Annotated in this window: 17 protein-coding genes; 8 read left to right on the plus strand and 9 right to left on the minus strand. The window is 59.9% G+C overall.

The genetic code is table 11. From position 1 onward, the window contains the following. Positions 1 to 257: 257 nt before the first annotated feature. The 3 genes from purM to NQ014_RS10175 all read right to left on the minus strand — a co-directional run bounded on the left by purM (position 258) and on the right by NQ014_RS10175 (position 3,541). A complete protein-coding gene (gene purM / locus NQ014_RS10165; RefSeq protein WP_016421389.1) occupies positions 258 to 1,322 on the minus strand; it encodes a phosphoribosylformylglycinamidine cyclo-ligase in 1,065 nt (354 codons plus the stop codon). Positions 1,323 to 1,481: 159 nt separating this feature from the next. Next, the gene (purF, locus tag NQ014_RS10170; RefSeq protein WP_373467725.1) at positions 1,482 to 3,050 is read right to left on the minus strand and encodes an amidophosphoribosyltransferase; all 1,569 of its coding nucleotides are present in this window, start codon (positions 3,048 to 3,050) and stop codon (positions 1,482 to 1,484) included. Positions 3,051 to 3,100: 50 nt separating this feature from the next. Further along, a complete protein-coding gene (locus NQ014_RS10175) occupies positions 3,101 to 3,541 on the minus strand; it encodes a sterol carrier family protein (RefSeq protein ID WP_257075184.1) in 441 nt (146 codons plus the stop codon). Between the two features lie 29 nt (positions 3,542 to 3,570). On the opposite strand from NQ014_RS10175, the gene NQ014_RS10180 reads away from it, so the two are divergent. Continuing rightward, positions 3,571 to 4,578, plus strand: a complete 1,008-nt coding sequence (locus tag NQ014_RS10180) for an acyl-CoA thioesterase (RefSeq protein ID WP_257075185.1) — start codon at positions 3,571 to 3,573, stop codon at positions 4,576 to 4,578. On the opposite strand, the gene NQ014_RS10185 is transcribed toward NQ014_RS10180, so the two are convergent. Continuing rightward, positions 4,575 to 5,282 carry a hypothetical protein gene (locus tag NQ014_RS10185; protein ID WP_016421393.1) on the minus strand — a complete coding sequence of 236 codons (708 nt, stop codon included), beginning with the start codon at positions 5,280 to 5,282 and terminating at the stop codon, positions 4,575 to 4,577. The genes NQ014_RS10180 and NQ014_RS10185 overlap by 4 nt on opposite strands. Before the next feature lie 119 nt (positions 5,283 to 5,401). Between NQ014_RS10185 and NQ014_RS10190 the strand changes: the two genes are divergently transcribed. Beyond that, the gene (locus tag NQ014_RS10190) at positions 5,402 to 6,340 is read left to right on the plus strand and encodes a hypothetical protein (RefSeq protein ID WP_257075187.1); all 939 of its coding nucleotides are present in this window, start codon (positions 5,402 to 5,404) and stop codon (positions 6,338 to 6,340) included. A 6-nt stretch (positions 6,341 to 6,346) separates the two neighbouring features. Here NQ014_RS10190 and NQ014_RS10195 read toward each other — a convergent pair whose 3' ends face one another. The 5 genes from NQ014_RS10195 to NQ014_RS10215 form a co-directional block, all read right to left on the minus strand. Continuing rightward, positions 6,347 to 6,838, minus strand: coding sequence for a glutathione peroxidase (locus tag NQ014_RS10195; protein ID WP_257075190.1), 492 nt, complete (start codon positions 6,836 to 6,838; stop codon positions 6,347 to 6,349). Between the two features lie 46 nt (positions 6,839 to 6,884). Beyond that, positions 6,885 to 7,694: a polysaccharide deacetylase family protein gene (locus NQ014_RS10200; RefSeq protein WP_257075191.1), complete on the minus strand. Its 810-nt coding sequence runs from the start codon at positions 7,692 to 7,694 to the stop codon at positions 6,885 to 6,887. A 134-nt stretch (positions 7,695 to 7,828) separates the two neighbouring features. Then, positions 7,829 to 8,500: a 5,6-dimethylbenzimidazole synthase gene (bluB, locus tag NQ014_RS10205; RefSeq protein ID WP_257075192.1), complete on the minus strand. Its 672-nt coding sequence runs from the start codon at positions 8,498 to 8,500 to the stop codon at positions 7,829 to 7,831. Positions 8,501 to 8,504: 4 nt separating this feature from the next. After that, a complete protein-coding gene (locus NQ014_RS10210) occupies positions 8,505 to 10,745 on the minus strand; it encodes a S9 family peptidase (RefSeq protein ID WP_373467726.1) in 2,241 nt (746 codons plus the stop codon). 5 nt (positions 10,746 to 10,750) lie between these two features. Continuing rightward, positions 10,751 to 11,644 carry a phosphoribosylaminoimidazolesuccinocarboxamide synthase gene (locus NQ014_RS10215; protein ID WP_257075195.1) on the minus strand — a complete coding sequence of 298 codons (894 nt, stop codon included), beginning with the start codon at positions 11,642 to 11,644 and terminating at the stop codon, positions 10,751 to 10,753. A 296-nt stretch (positions 11,645 to 11,940) separates the two neighbouring features. Here NQ014_RS10215 and NQ014_RS10220 point away from each other — a divergent pair, with 296 nt between their 5' ends. From NQ014_RS10220 to NQ014_RS10245, 6 genes are all read left to right on the plus strand, one after another. Continuing rightward, complete coding sequence (locus NQ014_RS10220) at positions 11,941 to 13,263, plus strand: acetyl-CoA C-acetyltransferase (RefSeq protein WP_016421400.1); 1,323 nt, start codon at positions 11,941 to 11,943, stop codon at positions 13,261 to 13,263. 47 nt (positions 13,264 to 13,310) lie between these two features. After that, the gene (locus NQ014_RS10225; protein ID WP_257075196.1) at positions 13,311 to 14,669 is read left to right on the plus strand and encodes a 3-oxoacyl-ACP reductase; all 1,359 of its coding nucleotides are present in this window, start codon (positions 13,311 to 13,313) and stop codon (positions 14,667 to 14,669) included. Positions 14,670 to 14,722: 53 nt separating this feature from the next. Further along, positions 14,723 to 15,685: a MaoC/PaaZ C-terminal domain-containing protein gene (locus tag NQ014_RS10230; protein ID WP_257075198.1), complete on the plus strand. Its 963-nt coding sequence runs from the start codon at positions 14,723 to 14,725 to the stop codon at positions 15,683 to 15,685. A gap of 358 nt (positions 15,686 to 16,043) precedes the next feature. Continuing rightward, on the plus strand, positions 16,044 to 16,508 hold the full coding sequence (gene nrdI, locus NQ014_RS10235) for a class Ib ribonucleoside-diphosphate reductase assembly flavoprotein NrdI (protein ID WP_257075200.1): 465 nt from the start codon (positions 16,044 to 16,046) through the stop codon (positions 16,506 to 16,508). Further along, the gene (gene nrdF, locus NQ014_RS10240) at positions 16,505 to 17,509 is read left to right on the plus strand and encodes a class 1b ribonucleoside-diphosphate reductase subunit beta (RefSeq protein ID WP_257075201.1); all 1,005 of its coding nucleotides are present in this window, start codon (positions 16,505 to 16,507) and stop codon (positions 17,507 to 17,509) included. The genes nrdI and nrdF overlap by 4 nt, the downstream gene beginning before the upstream one ends. Before the next feature lie 74 nt (positions 17,510 to 17,583). Then, positions 17,584 to 18,279, plus strand: a complete 696-nt coding sequence (locus NQ014_RS10245; protein WP_257075202.1) for a VOC family protein — start codon at positions 17,584 to 17,586, stop codon at positions 18,277 to 18,279. The last annotated feature ends 1 nt before the right edge of the window (position 18,280 follow it).

Here is an 18,280-nt window from a genome sequence, read left to right on the forward strand (position 1 = left end):
ACCGACCAAGAGGTTGCTGAGGCCGAAGCATTGCTGAATAACCGGCCGCGGGTGGTACTCGGCGGGTTGACTCCCCGGGAGGTAATCTCTGGTGTTATCCATGATGCAATGACCGCCTGACCCTACCCCCGAAAAACGGCTCGAAAGTGTCATAAACTCATACAGTTTCACATTTGCAGCCCATGGTTTTTGGAGGATGCTCGTTGTGCAACCCGCATCCCGGCCGCCCGTCGCAGTAAACCGACGGCCGGCCGAACCTAGAAGCGCGGGTGGCTGCCGCGCAAAACAGCCCCGTCCTCGCCCGCCTCGCTCTTGCGTACAGTACCCAGCTCCCAAGCATTGATGTGGCGGGCAGTCAGCAGAGCCAGTGCACGATCGCGGTCCTCTGCAGAAACAATCGCAACCATGCCAACACCCATGTTGAAGGTCTTCTCCATCTCCTCGCGGGAGACGTTGCCGAGCTCAGCAATGGTCTTGAAAATCGGACCCGGGGTCCAAGTTGCGCGGCTCATGTCGGCGGTCAGGCCTTCCGGCATGATGCGAACCATGTTGCCAGCCAATCCACCACCGGTGACGTGGCAGAAAGTGCGGACCTCGGCCTCGTTCATGAGAGCCAGGCAGTCCTTCGCATAAATCTTGGTTGGCTCCAGCAGCTCCTCACCGAGGGTGCGCCCGAAGTCCTCGACATAACCGTCGAGCTCCAGACCGGCCTTCTCCAGGAGAACGTAGCGAGCCAGCGAGTAGCCATTGGAGTGAAGTCCAGAGGACTCCATGGCGATAATGACATCGCCCTCACGCACGCGGTCCGGGCCGAGAAGCTTGTCCTCTTCCACGACACCGACGCCGGTAGCGGAGACATCGTACTCACCCGGTTCCATCACACCCGGGTGCTCTGCAGTCTCGCCGCCCAGGAGTGCGCAACCCGCCTGGACGCATCCTTCGGCGATGCCGGAAACAATCTCGGCGACGTGCTCCGGCACGACCTTGCCAATTGCAATGTAGTCCTGCAGGAACAGCGGCTCGGCGCCACACACAACCAGGTCATCGACGACCATGGCGACCAGGTCCAGGCCAATGGTGTCGTGCTTGCCGACGGCCTGCGCCACGGCCAACTTGGTCCCCACACCATCGGAGGATGCGGCCAGCAGTGGCTTTTCGTAGTTGCCCAGTGCAAACAGGCCGGCAAAACCGCCGAGCCCGCCACGGACCTCTGGGCGAGTGGCCTTCTTGGCAATCGGGGCGAATAGTTCAACGGCGCGGTCGCCGGCTTCGATGTCGACACCGGCTGCAGCGTAGGAAGCACCAGAAACGTTCTCGGTCATTAGAGGCTCTCGCTTTAAACTTTCTCCCCCGGGCGGCGTTTTCGGCCGTATCCGGGAGTATTGGCGGACCGGGAACAAAGCAACGGCTGCAATCCACAGCACCGCTTGCGCTTCGTTCTCGGTTCAGTTCTCGTAGTTCATTCTAAGGAGGTTTCGAGGCTAATTGCTCGTTGCGGCTTTGGCAGCCTGGGCCGCCTGCATCCTCTCCACAGCTGCCGCGTTCGGATTGCCCTCCGGCAGACCCAGCGGGTACTTGCCATCGAAGCACGCACAACAGACTTCGGTCTTTGCCTGCTCGGAAGCCGCGACCATGCCATCGATGGAGACAAATCCCAGGCTGTCGGCGCCAATCGCGGTTGCGATACCGGCGACGATGTCATTCTCATCGACACCGTTGGCCAACAGCTCCCCCGGGGAGGCGAAGTCAATGCCGTAGAAGCACGGCCACTTCACCGGCGGGGCAGCAATGCGCACGTGCACTTCCTTCGCACCCGCCTCACGCAACATGCGAATCAGGGCACGCTGAGTGTTGCCGCGGACAATGGAATCATCGACCACGACCAAGCGCTTACCGGCGATAACTTCCTTCAGCGGGTTCAGCTTCAGTCGGATGCCCAGCTGACGAATCGTCTGCGAAGGCTGAATGAAGGTACGCCCCACGTAGCCGTTTTTGGTCAGCCCCTGTCCAAACGGAATGCCCGATTCCTGGGCGTAGCCAACAGCGGCCGGGGTACCGGATTCCGGCACCGGCATCACCAGGTCACCGTCAGCCGGGAACTCGCGGGCCAACTGGCGGCCCAGCTCAAGACGCACCGCGTTGACGGAGCGACCACGGATGTTGGAGTCCGGGCGCGCCAGGTAGACGTACTCAAAAATGCATCCAGCGTGGGTGGTCTCGGCAAAATGCTGCGAACGCACACCGGAAGCATCAATGGCCACCATCTCGCCTGGCTCGATCTCGCGAACGAACGATGCACCGACGATATCCAGCGCGCAAGTCTCGGATGCGACTACCCAGCCACCGGACAGGCGCCCCAGGCACAGCGGGCGCACACCATATGGGTCACGCGCGGCGTACAGCGTCTCGCCATCGGTGAAAGTAAGACAGAAAGCACCCTTCAAACGTGGCAGCAGTGCCATCGCGGCCGCTTCTACATTGGTGCTGCAGCCGTAATCTTCGGGGTGGTCAATCTTGCCGGTTTCGTCGGCAAGCAAAGTGGTCATGATTGCGGAGTCACTGGGCAGCTCGCCCTCTTCACGCAGCAGGCCCTTGTCGACCGCCTCATGGAACAGCGTGAGGTGGTTGGTCAGGTTCCCGTTGTGCCCCAGCGCGATGTCCGTGCCGTCAGAGGCCATCTGGAACATCGGCTGTGCATTCTCCCACGCAGGAGCGCCAGCGGTGGTGTAGCGCGTGTGCCCCACCGCTACGTGCCCCTTCAGAGCGTCGAGCGTCTGCTCATCAAAGACCTGGGAAACAAGGCCCAGGTCCTTGAATACGAGAATTTGGTCGCCGTCGCCGACTGCGATACCGGCGGCTTCCTGGCCGCGATGCTGCAGGGCAAACAGGCCATAGTAGGTGAGTTTGGACACGTCTTCGCCAGGTGCCCAAACGCCAAAAACGCCACATTCTTCGCGCGGGGATGTCTCCCCCAAATCGTCGTAAGGCGAAATTGGCAAAAGTTTGGTCTTTGGTGCACCTGAAATGTTGGTATCGGCCACGACATTCACACTAATAGCCCCACCCGCCTGGGCACCAATTCAGCATCCCCCCACGGGCTTTAAGAAATGCGCGCCACCGGCAGATGATTCCCAATTTCCGCCGCGCGCGTGCCCGACATATCGATGTGCGCCTGCACCTGCTCTAACGTGATCATTCCGCACGCGAGTCCCAGCCAAATCTCCGGCGACATCTCCACGACATTGGGCGGCGTACCGCGCGTGTGCCTGGGCCCCTCAATGCACTGGACCGCGACGAAGGGCGGCACGCGCACCTCGACGCTATGCCCCGGAGCCTCTTGGGCGAGCATCCGCACGGACAGACGTACCGCTTTGGCAAGGCTCGCACGGCTTAACGACGACCCCTGCGCCCCATCCTCCTCGATGAAGGGGGCTGCCACCTGCTCGGACAACAATCCGCGGTCAAGAAGCCGCTGCGCCGCCCAGGGTGCGGCGGTGGAAAGAGCGCTGCGAACGTCGAAAGGCGAGATTTTGGATACCATAACCTCATCCTAGAGTTATGCTTTCATATATGGATACGCAGTCAACTGAAAAAGCTGAACAGGTGCATGCTCCGGCATCACCATCTCTTGTACTCCGTTTTATGGCGTCGCCGACCGATGTCATTATGGCCGGAACCAATTCCGTCCACGGTGGCCGTGTGTTGCAGTGGATTGACAAGGCCGCTTACGCCTGCGCGACCGGCTGGTCGGGACGCTACTGCGTGACTGCGTACTTCGGTCACATTCACTTCACCCGACCGATTCCCAGCGGCCACATTGTGGAGGTGCGCTCCAAGATTGCACACACTGGCCGTACGTCCATGCACATTGTCAATGAGGTGCTTTCGGCGGATCCGCGCGAGGGCAAGTTCACCCGCGCAGCTGACTGCATGGTGATCTTCGTGGCCATGGATGAAAACGGTAAGTCGACTCCGGTGCCGAAGTGGGTGCCGCAAACGGAGGAAGAAGAGCGCGTTGAGAAGGCCGCTCTTTCCCGTTTTGAGCTCCGCCGCGACATCGAGGCCAGCATGCGCGCGCAGACCTACTCCGCGGACTCTTCCGCACCCGAACTGACCACACGTTTCCTGGCAAAGCCGACCGATGTCAACTGGGGCGGAAACGTCCACGGCGGCACCGCCATGGAGTGGATCGACGAGGCTGCGACGGCAGTTACCACCAACTGGGCAGGGCGCCAGACCATTTCTGTCTACGCAGGTGGTATTCGCTTCTACAGCCCAATCCACATTGGCGACCTAGTTGAGGTGCGCGCACGCATCCTGCGTACAGGCACGACCTCGATGCACCTGTCGGTGCAGGTCTACTGCTGTGAGCCCCGCAAGGGCGTCGGTGGACTGCGCAAGGCACTGCACTCGACCATGACGTATGTCGCAATTGATGACGATTTCAACCCGCAGCCGGTACCGCACTTCCAGCCGACGACGGATGAGGACAAGCGCCTGCACGCTCACGATCTATCACTGAAGGCGTTGCGTGACAAGTACAGCCCGCTGCCGCTGATTGAGCGCGAACAGGACTAAGCTGCCTGGCCGCCCGGCTTCCTGTTTTTCCACCAGATGGATAGGAACATCCAGCCAATCAGCGCGAAGGTGATGTAGGTGACGTACCGGTCAATCGTCTGCAGGGAGCCCTGGATGCTTGGGCCAAACTTCAGGCCCAAGTACAGGTAGAAGCACTTGAGCATCGCGGCACAGAGGAAGAGGTACACGCCTACTACCCAGCCGCGCACCTTCGCAATACCACCGATGGCCACGACAATCGTGGCCGGAATCGGCGAGAATGGCACAAACGATGCCAGCACACTCAGCCCGATGCGTTCATAGATGAAGTTCTCCATCTTCTTAAACCATCGCGGTGGGTGTCCGCCGAAACTCATCGTGATGAATTCCGTGCCCCACTTCTTGCCCATCCAGTAGAAGAACGGCATGAATTTGATTGTCGACAGCGCCGCAATCACTACAACAGCGAAGAGGAAGAGCGGCCGGTCTTCGTTTTCCGACGCGAGAATCAACACCGACAGATTCGATCCTGTCAGCCACGTGTGCAAGAACGTGTACTTGAGCAGCAAAACCGCACGGAACGGGATAATTGCAAAGCCGTACACGGCAACCAGCATCAGCGATGCATAGAGAAGCTTGTCTATTTTGTCCGGCTCACGCAGGAAGCTCGGCAGATCCTCACGAGGGTCGTGCTCGGCCTCGTTACGCATGTCGGGTGAAGTCATGAACCACAGTTTAACTGCACGCCCCCTTCCACAGCAGGAGCCGCAGACTAGGCCATTACGTACGGCTCAGACGCACTCGCCAAGGACGAGCGCAGCGCCTCCTACTATCCTGGGAAGATATGACCACCGATTCACCCGCGCCTGTGCCCGCACAGCAGCCTCATGCAGCACGGTCTGAGTCTTCCTCACCATCGCTTGACGACGGCCAGGAGAACGCATCCTCACCGAGCAAGCTGCAACGTGTTCGCGCCGCTATCCCGCCTGTGTCCATCCTGGTACTGACGGCGGTATTCCTCTTCGCCGGGTGGTTCACGCTCTTCGGTCCTATCAATGTTCTAGCGTGGCGTGGTGGCACGTTCCCCCGCACCGAGGCAGACCGCCCCTACTATCAGCAGGCTCTGAAGGATGTTGCGCGCTATCAGTACGAGGAGCAGCCCTCCCCTGAGGTTTACTTCGGCCTGGCGTGTGGCGCTACTGATGACGACATCCGCAGCGTTATCCCCAAGGTCGGCGAGCACCCGAACTCAGATGCAGACCCAACTGCTGATGCAGATGCCGTCGCTGCCGCTGCTGCCACCAGACCGGGTTCTGCACCTGGGGCTGCGAACCAGGCCTCGAAGCTGAATCCAAACCTCGACGCATTCGGAAACACGGTCGACTGCTCCGGTTCCTGGACTGCGCCATTCTTGTCATTCCTGCTCGCGTCCGCGGGTGTTCCGGTCTTTGATACGCCCGAGGATTCGGCTGCCACAACCGAGAACCCATGGCTGGTTACGGATGTCGAACAGCTCATGGATGCCTACAAGGCACATGATGCTTTCGTCACCGACAAGGACTTCTCTCCTCAGGTGGGTGACATCATTTTCTACCGCTACCCCGCAGGCCTTGGGGTGCACGCCAACATGGTTGTCGCGGTTCAGGGTGACTGGGTCACCATCGGTGGCGATGAGCTTGGCAAGGTCGGTCTAGCTAGCATGACCCTGCGCAACCGAGGTGGCATCGTGGGCTACGGTGCCACGGGCTACTTCGAGCGGGCACCGCTGGACGCCACCAAATAGCCAAGTTTAAATAGGCAAGTTTTCCTCGATGAGGTCGCGCAGAGTGTCGTCGTCAGGCGAGACCTTGGAGCGGAAACGGCCGATGACCTCACCCTCGGGCGAGACAACGAACTTTTCGAAGTTCCACTTCACATCCCCAGCCTCGCCGTCGGCATCCGGGGTTTCCTTCAGCAGCTTGTACAGTGGGTGCGCGCCATCGCCGTTGACCTCCGTCTTTTGGAAGAGCGGGAAGGTAACGCCGAATTCGCGCTGGCAGAACTGCTTGATTTCCTCGGCGCTGCCGGGCTCTTGCCCACCGAACTGGTTGCAGGGGAAGCTGAGGACGAAGAAGCCGCGGGGTGCGAATTCGTCGAAAAGTCCTTGCAGATCGTCGTACTGATCTGTGAAACCGCACTCCGAGGCGGTGTTGACGATAAGCAGAACGTGGCCTGCCCAGTCGTTCATCGTTGCTTCGTTGCCGTCGATGGTGGTCACTGGGATGTCGAAGAGATTGCTCATAAACCCCACACTAGGGCAGTCCCACGATAGCCGTCAGAGGTGGCGACTAGCCGACCTGCTCCATGCCTTCAAAGAGCTCGCGGCCCAGAGGCACCGAAGAGTGGTTGACCGGCTGCGCACCCCCATCGACCGCCTGGTCAATGATGCCGACAACATCCTGGCGCAGCTTGTGCTCCCGCAGTTTCGAAGCGTTAACGGAGATGCGCACTGCGCGGCCCTTCTCCAGCGAGCGCTGCACCGAGGAGCGCACCGCGCGGCGCCACCAACCGGCACCGCCGAAGCCCTCGCCGATAGCCAGCACGCGAGTCGGATCAACAGCACCAGTGGTCAGGTCGCGGACACCATTTCGGTCCGCCGCCACACGGAAGCCCAGCTCCGGCAGCACGTTCATGGTCTCTGGCGACATGGTCCACTTCGGCGGTGCAAACACGTCCGTCTCAAAACCCATCGCACGCATCTGGCGCGTTGCGGCGGTCAGGCGCAAACGCGCTTCATGTTCGCTTAACGACGCAAATTCCGCGCCCCGGCCTCGAACTGACTGATCGAACCCCGCGAGAACAATCTCGATGCCGTCATCGCTACGACGGCGGAGCCAATCCAGCACCGCCGGAGCTTCCCGCAACGACCAGTTTTTACCCGCATGCGGCGCTACCAGCAGAGACGGTGTAATACCGCGCTGTTCCATCGCTGCCACGATACGAGCGACATCGAGCAATGTGCCATCGCGCAAACCCGACACCGACACCAAAAGCGGCGAACCGACCACACCACCGTCAACAGTTACGAGCTCTTTGCCCGCTGGACGAATGACCTGGTCGGTCGCCCGAATCTGTTCTTGCACCCCACTGCCTGCCATGGATTCAACAAAAACAGCCGTATGTAAATTTTTGGTAACGGAGAGGACAAGGCTTGGAGAATACTCAGAGGCCTTTCAAATAAGAGTTCAGATAAGCGCCGTCGCAGCACATCAATGTGCGTCTGTGGCACGGCTTATCCCCAATGCACAACCTCATCGAGTGCCAGGCCCTTGCGCCAACCGAACTTCTCCAAGTCACGCTCCTCGGCCAGGTGCGTTACTGGACCAATGCACAGCCAGGCCACCGGGCGCACGGGTGCCTCGACACCGACAAAGTCGGCCAGGAAGTCCTCGTGGTAGAAGCTGACCCAACCGACGCCGAGCCCCTCTGCCGTGGCAGCCAGCCACAGATTCTGAATGGCCAGCGCGACTGACATGAGGCCGGTGTCATCGACGGTGTCGCGGCCGAGAATGTTCTTGCCGCCACGGGTCGGGTCATAGGTGACGACGATGCCCGTTCCCGAGTCCACAATTCCTTCAATCTGAATCGGATTGAAGGTCTCATGCCGCTCGCCTTCGAGCTTGGCCGCGAATTCAGCGCGGCGTCCGGCTACGTGGTCGGCAAACTGCTGCAGGCGGTCCGGGTTCTGAATGATATGAAAGTCCCATGGTTGGGACAGCCCCACCGATGGGGCGGCGTGGGCCGCCGCCAACACGCGCATCAATCGCTCCCTGTCCACCACTTCTCCGGCGAATTCGCGGCGCACATCCCGCCGCCGAAAAAGGGTGTGGTAGACGGCCAACTGATCGTCGGAAAGCGAATCGGTGTCAAAACCCTGCGCGGACAGCAGCGTGCGCATATCCATGCCGTTACTCCACCGCACCAGCCGCACCAGCAGTGTGGACAATCCAGGCGTACTCGAAGGCAGTCTGACGCCAGCGTTCGTAACGACCGGAAACGCCACCATGACCTGCGGACATCTCGGTCTTGAGCAGGAACTGCCCCGGCTGACCTCCGACAACCTCGCGCAGCTTGGCGATCCACTTTGCCGGCTCCACGTAGAGCACGCGGGTGTCGTTCAAACTAGTAATCGCGAGAATCTTCGGGTACTTCGCATCGGCCGAGATGTTCTCGTACGGCGCGTAGGAGGCCATGTAGTCGTAGACCTCCGGGTCGTGGTAGGGATCGCCCCACTCATCCCACTCCACCACGGTCAGCGGCAGCTCTGGCATCAGCATGGATGTCAGGCAGTCGACAAACGGGACCCCGGCCTGAATGCCCGCGAACCTATCGCCAGCAATGTTCGCGACCACGCCCATCAGCATGCCGCCCGCCGAACCGCCGAGTGCTACCAGCTGCTCGCGTGTGGTCCACCCAGAATCCAGCAGGTAGTCAGCGACGGCGACGAAGTCAGTGAATGTGTTCTTCTTCGTGGTTGCGCGACCGTTCTCCCACCAGCCGCGGCCCATTTCGCCACCACCGCGGACGTGTGCAATGACAAAAATCATCCCACGATCCAGCAGCGACAGTCGCGCGATGGAAAAGCCAGGATCCATCGAGGCTTCATAGGAACCGTAGCCGTAGAGCAGCGTCGGATTCGGCTTGCTCAGGTCCAGGTCCGCGCGGTGGATAATCGATACCGGAATCTGGGCACCGTCGGCTGCACTCACCCATTCACGCTTGGCGACGTAATCACCGCGATTAAACTCCCCGCGAATCTTCTGTTCCTTGAGCAGCACCCGCTTGCCAGAGGCAATGTCAATCTGCCAGAGCTGCGACGGTGTTGTGAAGGAGCCGTAAGCGTAGCGCAACACCGGGGTGTCCCATTCAGCGTTGCCGGTAGTGCCTGCGGAGTAGAGCTCTTCGTCGAAGTCGAGCTCGACGAAGTTCACAGCGGACGCTGGCACTGGAGCAGCAGCGTCGCTAGTACCAGAGACATCACCAGCCGAGCCAGCACCATCCTCATCGTGATCCAATACCGCCAGCGCCACACGCCCAATACCGCCGCGACGGTAACCAAACGCGATGTGCCCAGCGAAGCAGTCGACGCCCTCAACGCGGACGTCATCGCGGTGCGGAACCAGCTCAGTGAGATCCGAAATGCTGTCGAAAGACCCCGCCGGCACCATGGCCAGTCCGAAGTTCGAACCAGTCATATTGTGTGTAATCAGCCACATATCCCGGCCGCTAATGACGGCGTGATCGATGTCGTATTCAACACCGGCCTCACGCGGGCGCACGCAGGTGAACTCACCAGTCGGGTCACTGGCGTCCAGGTACCAAACCTCGGAAGTAATCTTCGAGGAGCTCTCAATTATCAGGTACTTTTCGCTGCGTACCGTGCCGACTCCAACCCAGTAGGCCTCATCGGGCTCATGGAAGACACAGACATCGTCCTCGGTGGAGGTGCCCACACGGTGACGCCACACGGAATCCGGCCGCCAGGCTTCGTCGACCTTCTGATAGAAGATCCACTCCAAGCCGACCCAGGTAGCACCTGCGGCGATGCCCGCAATTTCGTCGTCAAGCAGTTCGCCCGTGCGCAGATCCTTTACGCGCAGCGTGTAGCGTTCGTCGCCTGTGACGTCGGTGGAATAGGCCAGCAGATTGCCGTCCGCGGAGACGCTCGCTGCGCCGAGGGCGAAGAAATCATGGCCTTCGGCCAGCTCGTTGGCATCCAGGATGACCTGTTCTCCTGGTGCCGGGGCATCGTCGGCGATGGTCGGCGGAGTCCACGCGGCAAGACCGTCACCGGCCTCCGCACGCACGCGACAGCTCATCCCGTAGGACTTACCCTCCTGCGTGCGCGAGTAGTACCACCAGCCATTAAGGCGAGTTGGGACCGACATATCGGTCTCCTGCACGCGCGACTTGATCTCCTTAAAAATCGCGTCCGCGGTGCCGTCGAGATCGGAGGTAAAAGCCTCCGTATAGGCATTTTCAGCCTCTAGGTAGTCGATAACCTCGGAGTTTTCCTTATCGCGGAGCCACTCGAAGTTATCGGTGAAGTCCCTTCCGTGGAAGGACCGAGTCACCGGCTTCCGTTGTGCACGGGGTGCGGGCAAATCCTTCTTAGCAGGCTTGCCGACGGATGCCGAGTCCAAGGTCACTTCGCTCACGCAGGTTCTCCAATCCAGTCCGAGAAGCGGCGGCCCGACAGTCGTTCGTAGGCCTCGACGTACCGCTCGCGAGTTGCTTCCACAACACTACCCGGCAGCGCTGGCGGCGGAGTGCCCTCGTCCTTCTTCCAGCCGGACTTGGAGCAGGTCAGCCAGTTTCGGACGTACTGCTTGTCAAAGCTCGGGTTAACCGAACCCTCCTGGTAGGAGTCGGCTGGCCAGTAGCGGGAGGAGTCCGGGGTGAGAACCTCGTCGGCCAGCACCAGATTGCCGTCGGAGTCGAGACCGAACTCGAACTTGGTGTCGGCCAGGATGATGCCGCGCTTAGCAGCCAGTTCAGCAGCCTGGGTATAGATACGCAGGGTGGCATCGCGCAGCTCTTCGGCGCGCTTCTGCCCCAGGGACTCCACAACGGCGTCGAAGGAGACATTCTCGTCGTGCTCGCCCAGTTCGGCCTTGGTGGCCGGGGTGAAAATCGGTTCTGGCAACTTGGAGCCCTCGACGAGGCCCTCTGGCAGCTCAATGCCACAGACAGTGCCGTTTTCCCTGTACTCGACCAGGCCAGAGCCTGTCAGGTAGCCACGTGCGACGCACTCGAATGGCAGCATGTCCAGCTTCTTGCACACCAGCGCACGACCTAGGCACTCCTCCGGAATGCGCTCATCGTCAGCCGGGCCAGCCATGTGGTTCGGGAAGTCAATCTCATCGAAGAAGAACACGCTCATCGCGGTGAGCACTCGACCCTTGTCAGGAATCGGGGTCTCCAGAATGTGGTCGAAGGCAGAAATACGGTCACTGACCACAAGCAGCAGAGTCTCAGGGTCAATCTCGTAGATTTCCCGGACCTTGCCCGCGGAAAGATGGTTATACGAGGAAAGTTCAGGTCGCATGGCGATAAAGTCTAAACCCCTATACGCCTTTGCACTCTATTGATACCTCCGGCCGCCACCCCAACTAGTGGGGATTGACGCAACGACCGTCGTCAAGCGGGAAAACTTTTGAGATTCCGGAGTGCTGCCCATCGAATTTTTCACAGGTGGACGACGGTGTTTACCCCTCACCTCCCCCGCTCGGTAGATGACTGGACAAAAATATTTCTAAAAACGTGACAGAAAACACCGATACCAGTATTGTCTAAATTTAGTAATTCACGTCACACTTCAAGGATTTTGAAGGGAACAATCACATGGCAGCTCAGGCCAACAATAACTCTCTGCGCCGCGCAGTCGTCGTCGGTGGTAACCGCATTCCGTTCGCTCGTTCTAATAAGGAATACGCTAACGAGTCGAACCAGGACATGCTGACCGCCGCAATCGACGGTCTCGTCGCCCGCTTCGGTATCGGCGGCGAGCGCCTCGGCGCAGTCTCCGCCGGCGCTGTGCTGAAGCACTCCCGTGACTTTAACCTCACCCGTGAGTGTGTCCTCGGCTCCGCACTGGCGCCGGACACCCCGGCTTTCGACATCCAGATGGCATGTGCCACCGGCATGGAGGCCCTCAACTCTGTCTCCAACATGATTAAGCTGGGCCAGATTGACTCCGCTATCGCCGGCGGCGTGGACACCACCTCCGACGCTCCGATTGCTGTCAACGACCGTCTGCGCAAGATCCTGCTGGAGGCCAGCCGCCAGAAGTCCACTCTGGACATGGCAAAGGTCTTCCTGAAGGCTCGTCCGTCCGACCTGGCTCCGGACACCCCGTCGACCGGCGAGCCACGCACTGGCCTGTCCATGGGTGAGCACCAGGCCATTACCACCGCCAAGTGGGGCGTTACCCGCGCCGAGCAGGACGAGCTCGCCGCCGCTTCCCACCAGAACATGGCAAACGCTTACGACGAGGGCTTCTTCACTGACCTCGTCACCCCGTACAAGGGCGTTTCCCGCGACACCAACATGCGCCCGGACTCCACCCCGGAGAAGCTGGCCAAGCTCAAGCCAGTCTTCGGCCGCGGTCTGGAAGCAGAGCCGACCATGACCGCCGGTAACTCCACTCCGCTTACCGACGGCGCCTCCGCCGTCCTCGTCTCCACCCCGGAGTGGGCCGCTGAGCGCGGCCTGCCGGTGCTTGCCGACGTCGTCGATTCCGAGGCAGCCGCAGTTGACTTCGTCCACGGCGACGAGGGCCTGCTGATGGCTCCGGCTTACGCCACCCCGCGCCTGCTGGCCCGCAACGGCTGGACCTTCGATGACTTCGACTTCTTCGAGATTCACGAGGCCTTCGCCGGCACCGTCCTGTCCACCATGAAGGCATGGGAGGACGAGGAGTTCTGCCGCACCAAGCTCGGACTGGAAGGCCCGCTGGGCTCCATCCCGCGCGAGAAGCTCAACGTCAAGGGATCTTCCCTGGCAGCCGGCCACCCATTCGCCGCTACCGGCGGCCGCATTGTGGCAGCCCTCGCCAAGATGCTTCGCCAGAAGGCAGACGAGACCGGCAAGACCACTCGCGGCCTGATCTCCGTTTGTGCTGCGGGCGGCCAGGGTGTTGTCGCAGTTCTCGAGGCTCGCGTCTAAAAGCGCACCACCGATAAAGACACTTTTACTTTCAAGGAGAATTTTCCATGACCGATAAGTACCAGGAACTCGTCAACGGTGGTCCGCTCACTGGACTGGCTAAGGCCGCTGGCCTGCCACAGCCACCGTTCCTGCGCCGCCACAAGCCGGGCGGTCCGCTGCTGAATAACGACAAGGTGCTCGTCACCGGCGAGGGTGCAGATGCAGACGCAGTTGCAGCTCAGCTGGCAGAGTGGGGCCTGCAGGTTCGTCGTGGCACCGCCGCTGACGACAAGATTGGTGCCATTGTCCTCGTCGCCACCGAGGCTAAGCGCCCGGCAGAGCTGCAGGGCCCAGTGCTCGCTGCCGCAAAGCACATGCGCAAGCTGGACAAGGGTGGCCGCATCGTCACCGTCTCCCGCGCCAAGGATTCTCACCACAACGCAACCCCGGCCGAGATCGCTGAGAACGCTGTCGCCGGTGGTATCGAGGGCCTGATTCGCTCGCTCGGCCACGAGGTTCGTGGCGGCTCCACCGCCAACGGCATCCTCGTTGCTCCGGATGTCTCGGTCACCGCACCGTCCGTGATTTCCTCCCTGCACTTCTTCCTCTCCGGCCGCTCGGCCTTCATCGACGGCCAGTTCCTCCGCGTCACCTCCGACGCTGGTGAGATCCCGGCCGACTGGGATAAGCCGCTGGCTGGCAAGGTTGCCGCTGTCACCGGTTCCGCCCGTGGTATCGGTGCCGCTATCGCTCGCCAGCTCAAGGCTGACGGCGCAGAGGTCATCGTCATCGACGTTCCGCAGGCTGGCGAGGCTCTGTCCAAGGTTGCCAACGAGCTCGGTGGCCTGGCTCTGCAGCAGGACATCACTGCCGACGACGCCGGCAACGCCATTGCCGATGCCGCTGTAGCTCGCTACGGCCGCCTGGACATCGTCATCCACAATGCAGGCATCACCCGCGACAAGATGTTCGCCAACATGGACGACGCCAAGTGGGGCTCGGTCATCGCCGTCAACATCGAGTCTCAGCTGAAGATGAACGAGCAGCTGCTGAACCACAAGGCCTTCGAGAAGGCTCCACGTATTGCCACCATGGCTTCCACCTCCGGTATCGCAGGTAACCGCGGTCAGACCAACTACGCCACCTCCAAGGCCGGTGTTATCGCAATGGTCGAGGCTTACGCTGAGGAGTTCGCTAAGCGCGGCGGCAACATCAACGCTGTTGCTCCGGGCTTCATCGAGACCGACATGACCGCTGCCATTCCGTTCGTCAATCGCCAGGTTGCTCGACGCGTGAACTCGCTGCAGCAGGGTGGCCAGCCGGGCGATGTCGCCCAGGCAATCGCCTTCCTGGTCTCCGACCGCGCTCTCGGCGTCAATGGCCACGTCCTGCGCGTCTGTGGTCAGAACATCGTCGGTGCCTAAGCGAAGTCGCGGCTTCCGCATAGGCTCCCGATAAGGAGGAAAGAGGATAACTTATGGCTAAGACCCTGGATGCCATTCCCAATCTGGTTCCGCTCTACGCCAAGGCAGCTGCTGGTTCGGCGAAGAAGCGCCCGAACTCCACCGAAATCAAGGTCGATGAACTAGTGGTCAAGGGCGTCGCTGTCGATGCCGACCGTGACCAGGACTTCCGCGATGTCGTTGGCGCCCCGAAGTCTGAGCAGGCTTTCTTCGGCCACATCCACGCCCTAATCATGCCCATTCAGATGGAGCTAATGGCTGCGGATGATTTCCCGCTGCCGATGATGGGTCTGGTCCACACCGAGAACACTTACCGCGAAATCTCGCCTGTCACGCTCGGTGGCAAGGTTGATATCTCGGTGAAGGTTGCCGCATTCCGCGCTCACCGCTCGGGCACTGAGGTTGTTCTGGAGTCGACTGTTACATCGTCCACATCCGGTGCCACCTTGGTCGAGGAGCAGTCGGTGTACCTGGCCAAGGGCGTTCGCCTGAAGGATGCCGAGGGCTTCGAAGAGGTCCAGGCACAGCGTGAGGCCATCAAGTCCGGCGCCGAGACCATCAAGCGCGAGCAGTTCAAGGTCCCCTTCCCCACTGCTCAGTGGAAGCTGGCTGGCAACACCGGCCGCAAGTGGGCCAAGGTTTCCGGTGACTGGAACCCGATTCACATCACCTCTGTCTCCGCGAAGGCTCTGGGCATGCCGGCAGCGATTGCACACGGCATGTACACCGCCTCCCGCGCGCTGGCTGAGGCACAGGTTCTGCCGGGTCAGTCGTACGAGTTCCAGATCTCCTTCGGTGCGCCGGTCGTTCTGCCGACCACCATCAACGTCGCACTCACCCACACCGGTGACGGTGCAGGTGCTGCTCACCACCTGACTGAGGGCAGCTCCAACATCGGCCGTGCAGTCAACATCGTCGCGTGGGATCGCAAGAAGAAGCGTCCGCACTTCACCGGAAGTGTTCGCCCGCTGAAGTAGTTGACGCGAAAGCGCTGTAGAAAACGCCGCGTTTTGGAAAACCAGTCTCCTCATTGACTGGACCTTTCCAAAGCGCGGCGTTTTTGTTTTCCCAGTTGTGCTTTTGCCGGGGGCACCACTGACATGCCCCTCTCCCCTCGAAAGAGACACCGCCTCCTTCCCCACCCCCACCAGCAACCCCGCCACTTTCCTGCCTTGAAAATCAGCTGCTGGGTTTTTCCGCCGTTAATGCAGAGTCGCGGCTTTACTTCGCAGTTGCGTGACTAAGCACTTTCAGCCGCACGTAGGCAACGCCTTGTTGACATCCCATTCACTCCTCTATTTTATGTTCAATCCATTGAACATAGGAGGTAATTGAGTGTCTTCATCATCGAAGACGCCGCTGACTTTCACGGAACTCCCACCGGAGGAGTCACCCCGAATCGTGTACTTCTCCAGTGCTTCTGAAAACACTCACCGGTTCGTCCAAAAGCTGGATCAACCAGCAGCACGCATCCCGTTACATCCGCGAAAAGACGGAATGATTCGCGTTTGCAGCCCATTCGTCCTAATCACACCGACTTATGGCGGCGGATGTCGGCGCCGCGCGGTGCCTAAACAAGTCATCGCTTTTCTCAACGACGAAACCAACAGGAGTTTCATCCGCGGTGTCATCACCTCGGGCAACACAAATTTCGGCACCGACTTTTGCATAGCCGGAGCCATCATTTCTGCAAAATGCCAGGTCCCGGAGCTATACCACTACGAGTTACTGGGGACAGACCACGATGTGGAAAACGTCAAAGAGGGCCTGGAAAAATTCTGGAGGAGCGCTACTTCTTGAACATCTACAGCTATTCAACTACGCCACCGTCTTTTCGAAAGGACCCCGCTACCCGCCTTCGGCCAATCAACTGGAACCGAGTGCAAGATGACAAAGATCTCGAAGTGTGGAATCGCCTGACGGCAAATTTTTGGCTACCCGAAAAAGTCCCGCTGTCCAATGATCTTGCAGACTGGCGACGTCTCACCGATCTAGAACGCGAGCTAACCATGAAGGTCTTCACCGGGCTGACCATGCTCGACACAGTCCAGGCGTCTGTTGGGGAGATTTCCCAAATTCAAGATGCCCGCACAGAACATGAAGAGGCCGTCTACACGAATATCGCTTTCATGCAAGCAGTGCATGCAAAGTCCTATTCTTCAGTTTTTTCCACGCTGTCCAATACCCCGGACATCGACGCTGCCTACCAATGGGCAGTCTCCAACGACATCCTGCAGGCTCGGTCAAAAGCCGTGCTCAAACACTATTACGGTGCCGTTCCACTCCAGCGAAAGGCGGCAGCAACGCTTCTTTCGTCCTTCTCGCTCTACGCCGGTTTCTACCTCCCGCTGCACTTCGCATCACGAGGCATCCTGACCAACACCGCCGACATGGTGCGCCTGATCCTGCGTGACAAAGCTGTTCACGGCTATTACTCCGGCTACAAATTCCAGCGCGGCGTAGAAACCTACGACACCGCCACGCAAAGACAGATGAAGGCTTCCGTCTTCGAGCTTCTCGACGAGCTATACCAGCTCGAGCTAAGGTACTCCGAAGCCCTATACCAACCACTCGGGCTTTACGACGACGTTGCCAACTTCATTCGATACAACGCCAACAAAGCGCTCATGAACTTGGGGTACCCGCAGCGGTTTAACCATGATGAGACCGCATTCAAACCCGAGATTCTCGCCGCCCTCACCCCGGGGTCAGATGAAAACCACGACTTTTTCTCCGGTTCCGGCTCCGCATATGTCATCGGAAAAGCCGAAGATACCGCAGATGAAGACTGGGATTTCTAAACCTGCCTCCTTCGTCGCTCATCCTAAGAGACGAGTATTCGCGCGGTTAGGTGCTCGCCGTTAGGCTCTTTTTCATGACTGTTTCTATCTCGGCCGTAATCGCGCTTAACGACGACCCCCGCGCCGCTGCGCGGTTTTACGCCGAAGGTTTTAACTCCAACATCAAGTCCAACTCCACCACGCTCACTATCGGCGGAATGGATTTCGAGCTCATTGAGGACGGAAACCGCCAGCTAACCCCCGCTGTGTCTTTTATGGTGCGCTTTGCCTCTGGTCAGGAAAACCAGCTGCGCAGACTGTGGGAGCATCTGATGGCAGGTGATGAAACCATCAGCGGTGGTGCCGCACTCATGCCTCTGACCAACTACGATTTCTCGCCGCTCTTTGGCTGGTTGGCCGACGGAAATGGGGTCAACTGGCAACTGATGGTTGATCCATCACCCGGCGGGGCTGAAAGCACGGACGCTGCCGCAAAGACAGCGAATCCCACCGTTATCCCCTACTTCATGTGGACTGGCGACGAACCACAAGCTGCCGCCGCCACGGAGGTCTACAACCAGCTTTTCGGGTCAGGGAATTTCATGACGCTCGACTCGCCGGGCATGCACAATTTCACCTTCAGCGACGGTGTGGCGATGAGCCTCTCCAGCGATTCTTCCGAAGAAATCGAAAGCGCCTGCCAAGCACTTGGCTTGGCAGGCGCTGAGGTTGCCGAGGGCACGGAAGCCGTCGTCAAGCCAGACCGATTCGGCGTGTACTGGACGCTCTAGC

Source organism: Corynebacterium sp. 5QC2CO (assembly GCF_024580435.1).
Taxonomy (GTDB): Bacteria; Actinomycetota; Actinomycetes; order Mycobacteriales; family Mycobacteriaceae; genus Corynebacterium; species Corynebacterium jeikeium_D.

Bases quoted from the DNA above. Each gene is read 5' to 3' on its own strand.
- NQ014_RS10245 (WP_257075202.1), top strand. From the start codon at position 17,584: ATGACTGTTTCTATCTCGGCCGTAATCGCGCTTAACGACGACCCCCGC.
- bluB (WP_257075192.1), bottom strand. From the start codon at position 8,500: ATGGATATGCGCACGCTGCTGTCCGCGCAGGGTTTTGACACCGATTCG.
- NQ014_RS10180 (WP_257075185.1), top strand. From the start codon at position 3,571: ATGGATACGCAGTCAACTGAAAAAGCTGAACAGGTGCATGCTCCGGCA.
- NQ014_RS10230 (WP_257075198.1), top strand. From the start codon at position 14,723: ATGGCTAAGACCCTGGATGCCATTCCCAATCTGGTTCCGCTCTACGCC.
- NQ014_RS10175 (WP_257075184.1), bottom strand. From the start codon at position 3,541: ATGGTATCCAAAATCTCGCCTTTCGACGTTCGCAGCGCTCTTTCCACC.
- NQ014_RS10220 (WP_016421400.1), top strand. From the start codon at position 11,941: ATGGCAGCTCAGGCCAACAATAACTCTCTGCGCCGCGCAGTCGTCGTC.
- purM (WP_016421389.1), bottom strand. From the start codon at position 1,322: ATGACCGAGAACGTTTCTGGTGCTTCCTACGCTGCAGCCGGTGTCGAC.
- NQ014_RS10195 (WP_257075190.1), bottom strand. From the start codon at position 6,838: ATGAGCAATCTCTTCGACATCCCAGTGACCACCATCGACGGCAACGAA.
- NQ014_RS10185 (WP_016421393.1), bottom strand. From the start codon at position 5,282: ATGACTTCACCCGACATGCGTAACGAGGCCGAGCACGACCCTCGTGAG.
- NQ014_RS10190 (WP_257075187.1), top strand. From the start codon at position 5,402: ATGACCACCGATTCACCCGCGCCTGTGCCCGCACAGCAGCCTCATGCA.
- NQ014_RS10215 (WP_257075195.1), bottom strand. From the start codon at position 11,644: ATGCGACCTGAACTTTCCTCGTATAACCATCTTTCCGCGGGCAAGGTC.
- NQ014_RS10200 (WP_257075191.1), bottom strand. From the start codon at position 7,694: ATGGCAGGCAGTGGGGTGCAAGAACAGATTCGGGCGACCGACCAGGTC.
- NQ014_RS10225 (WP_257075196.1), top strand. From the start codon at position 13,311: ATGACCGATAAGTACCAGGAACTCGTCAACGGTGGTCCGCTCACTGGA.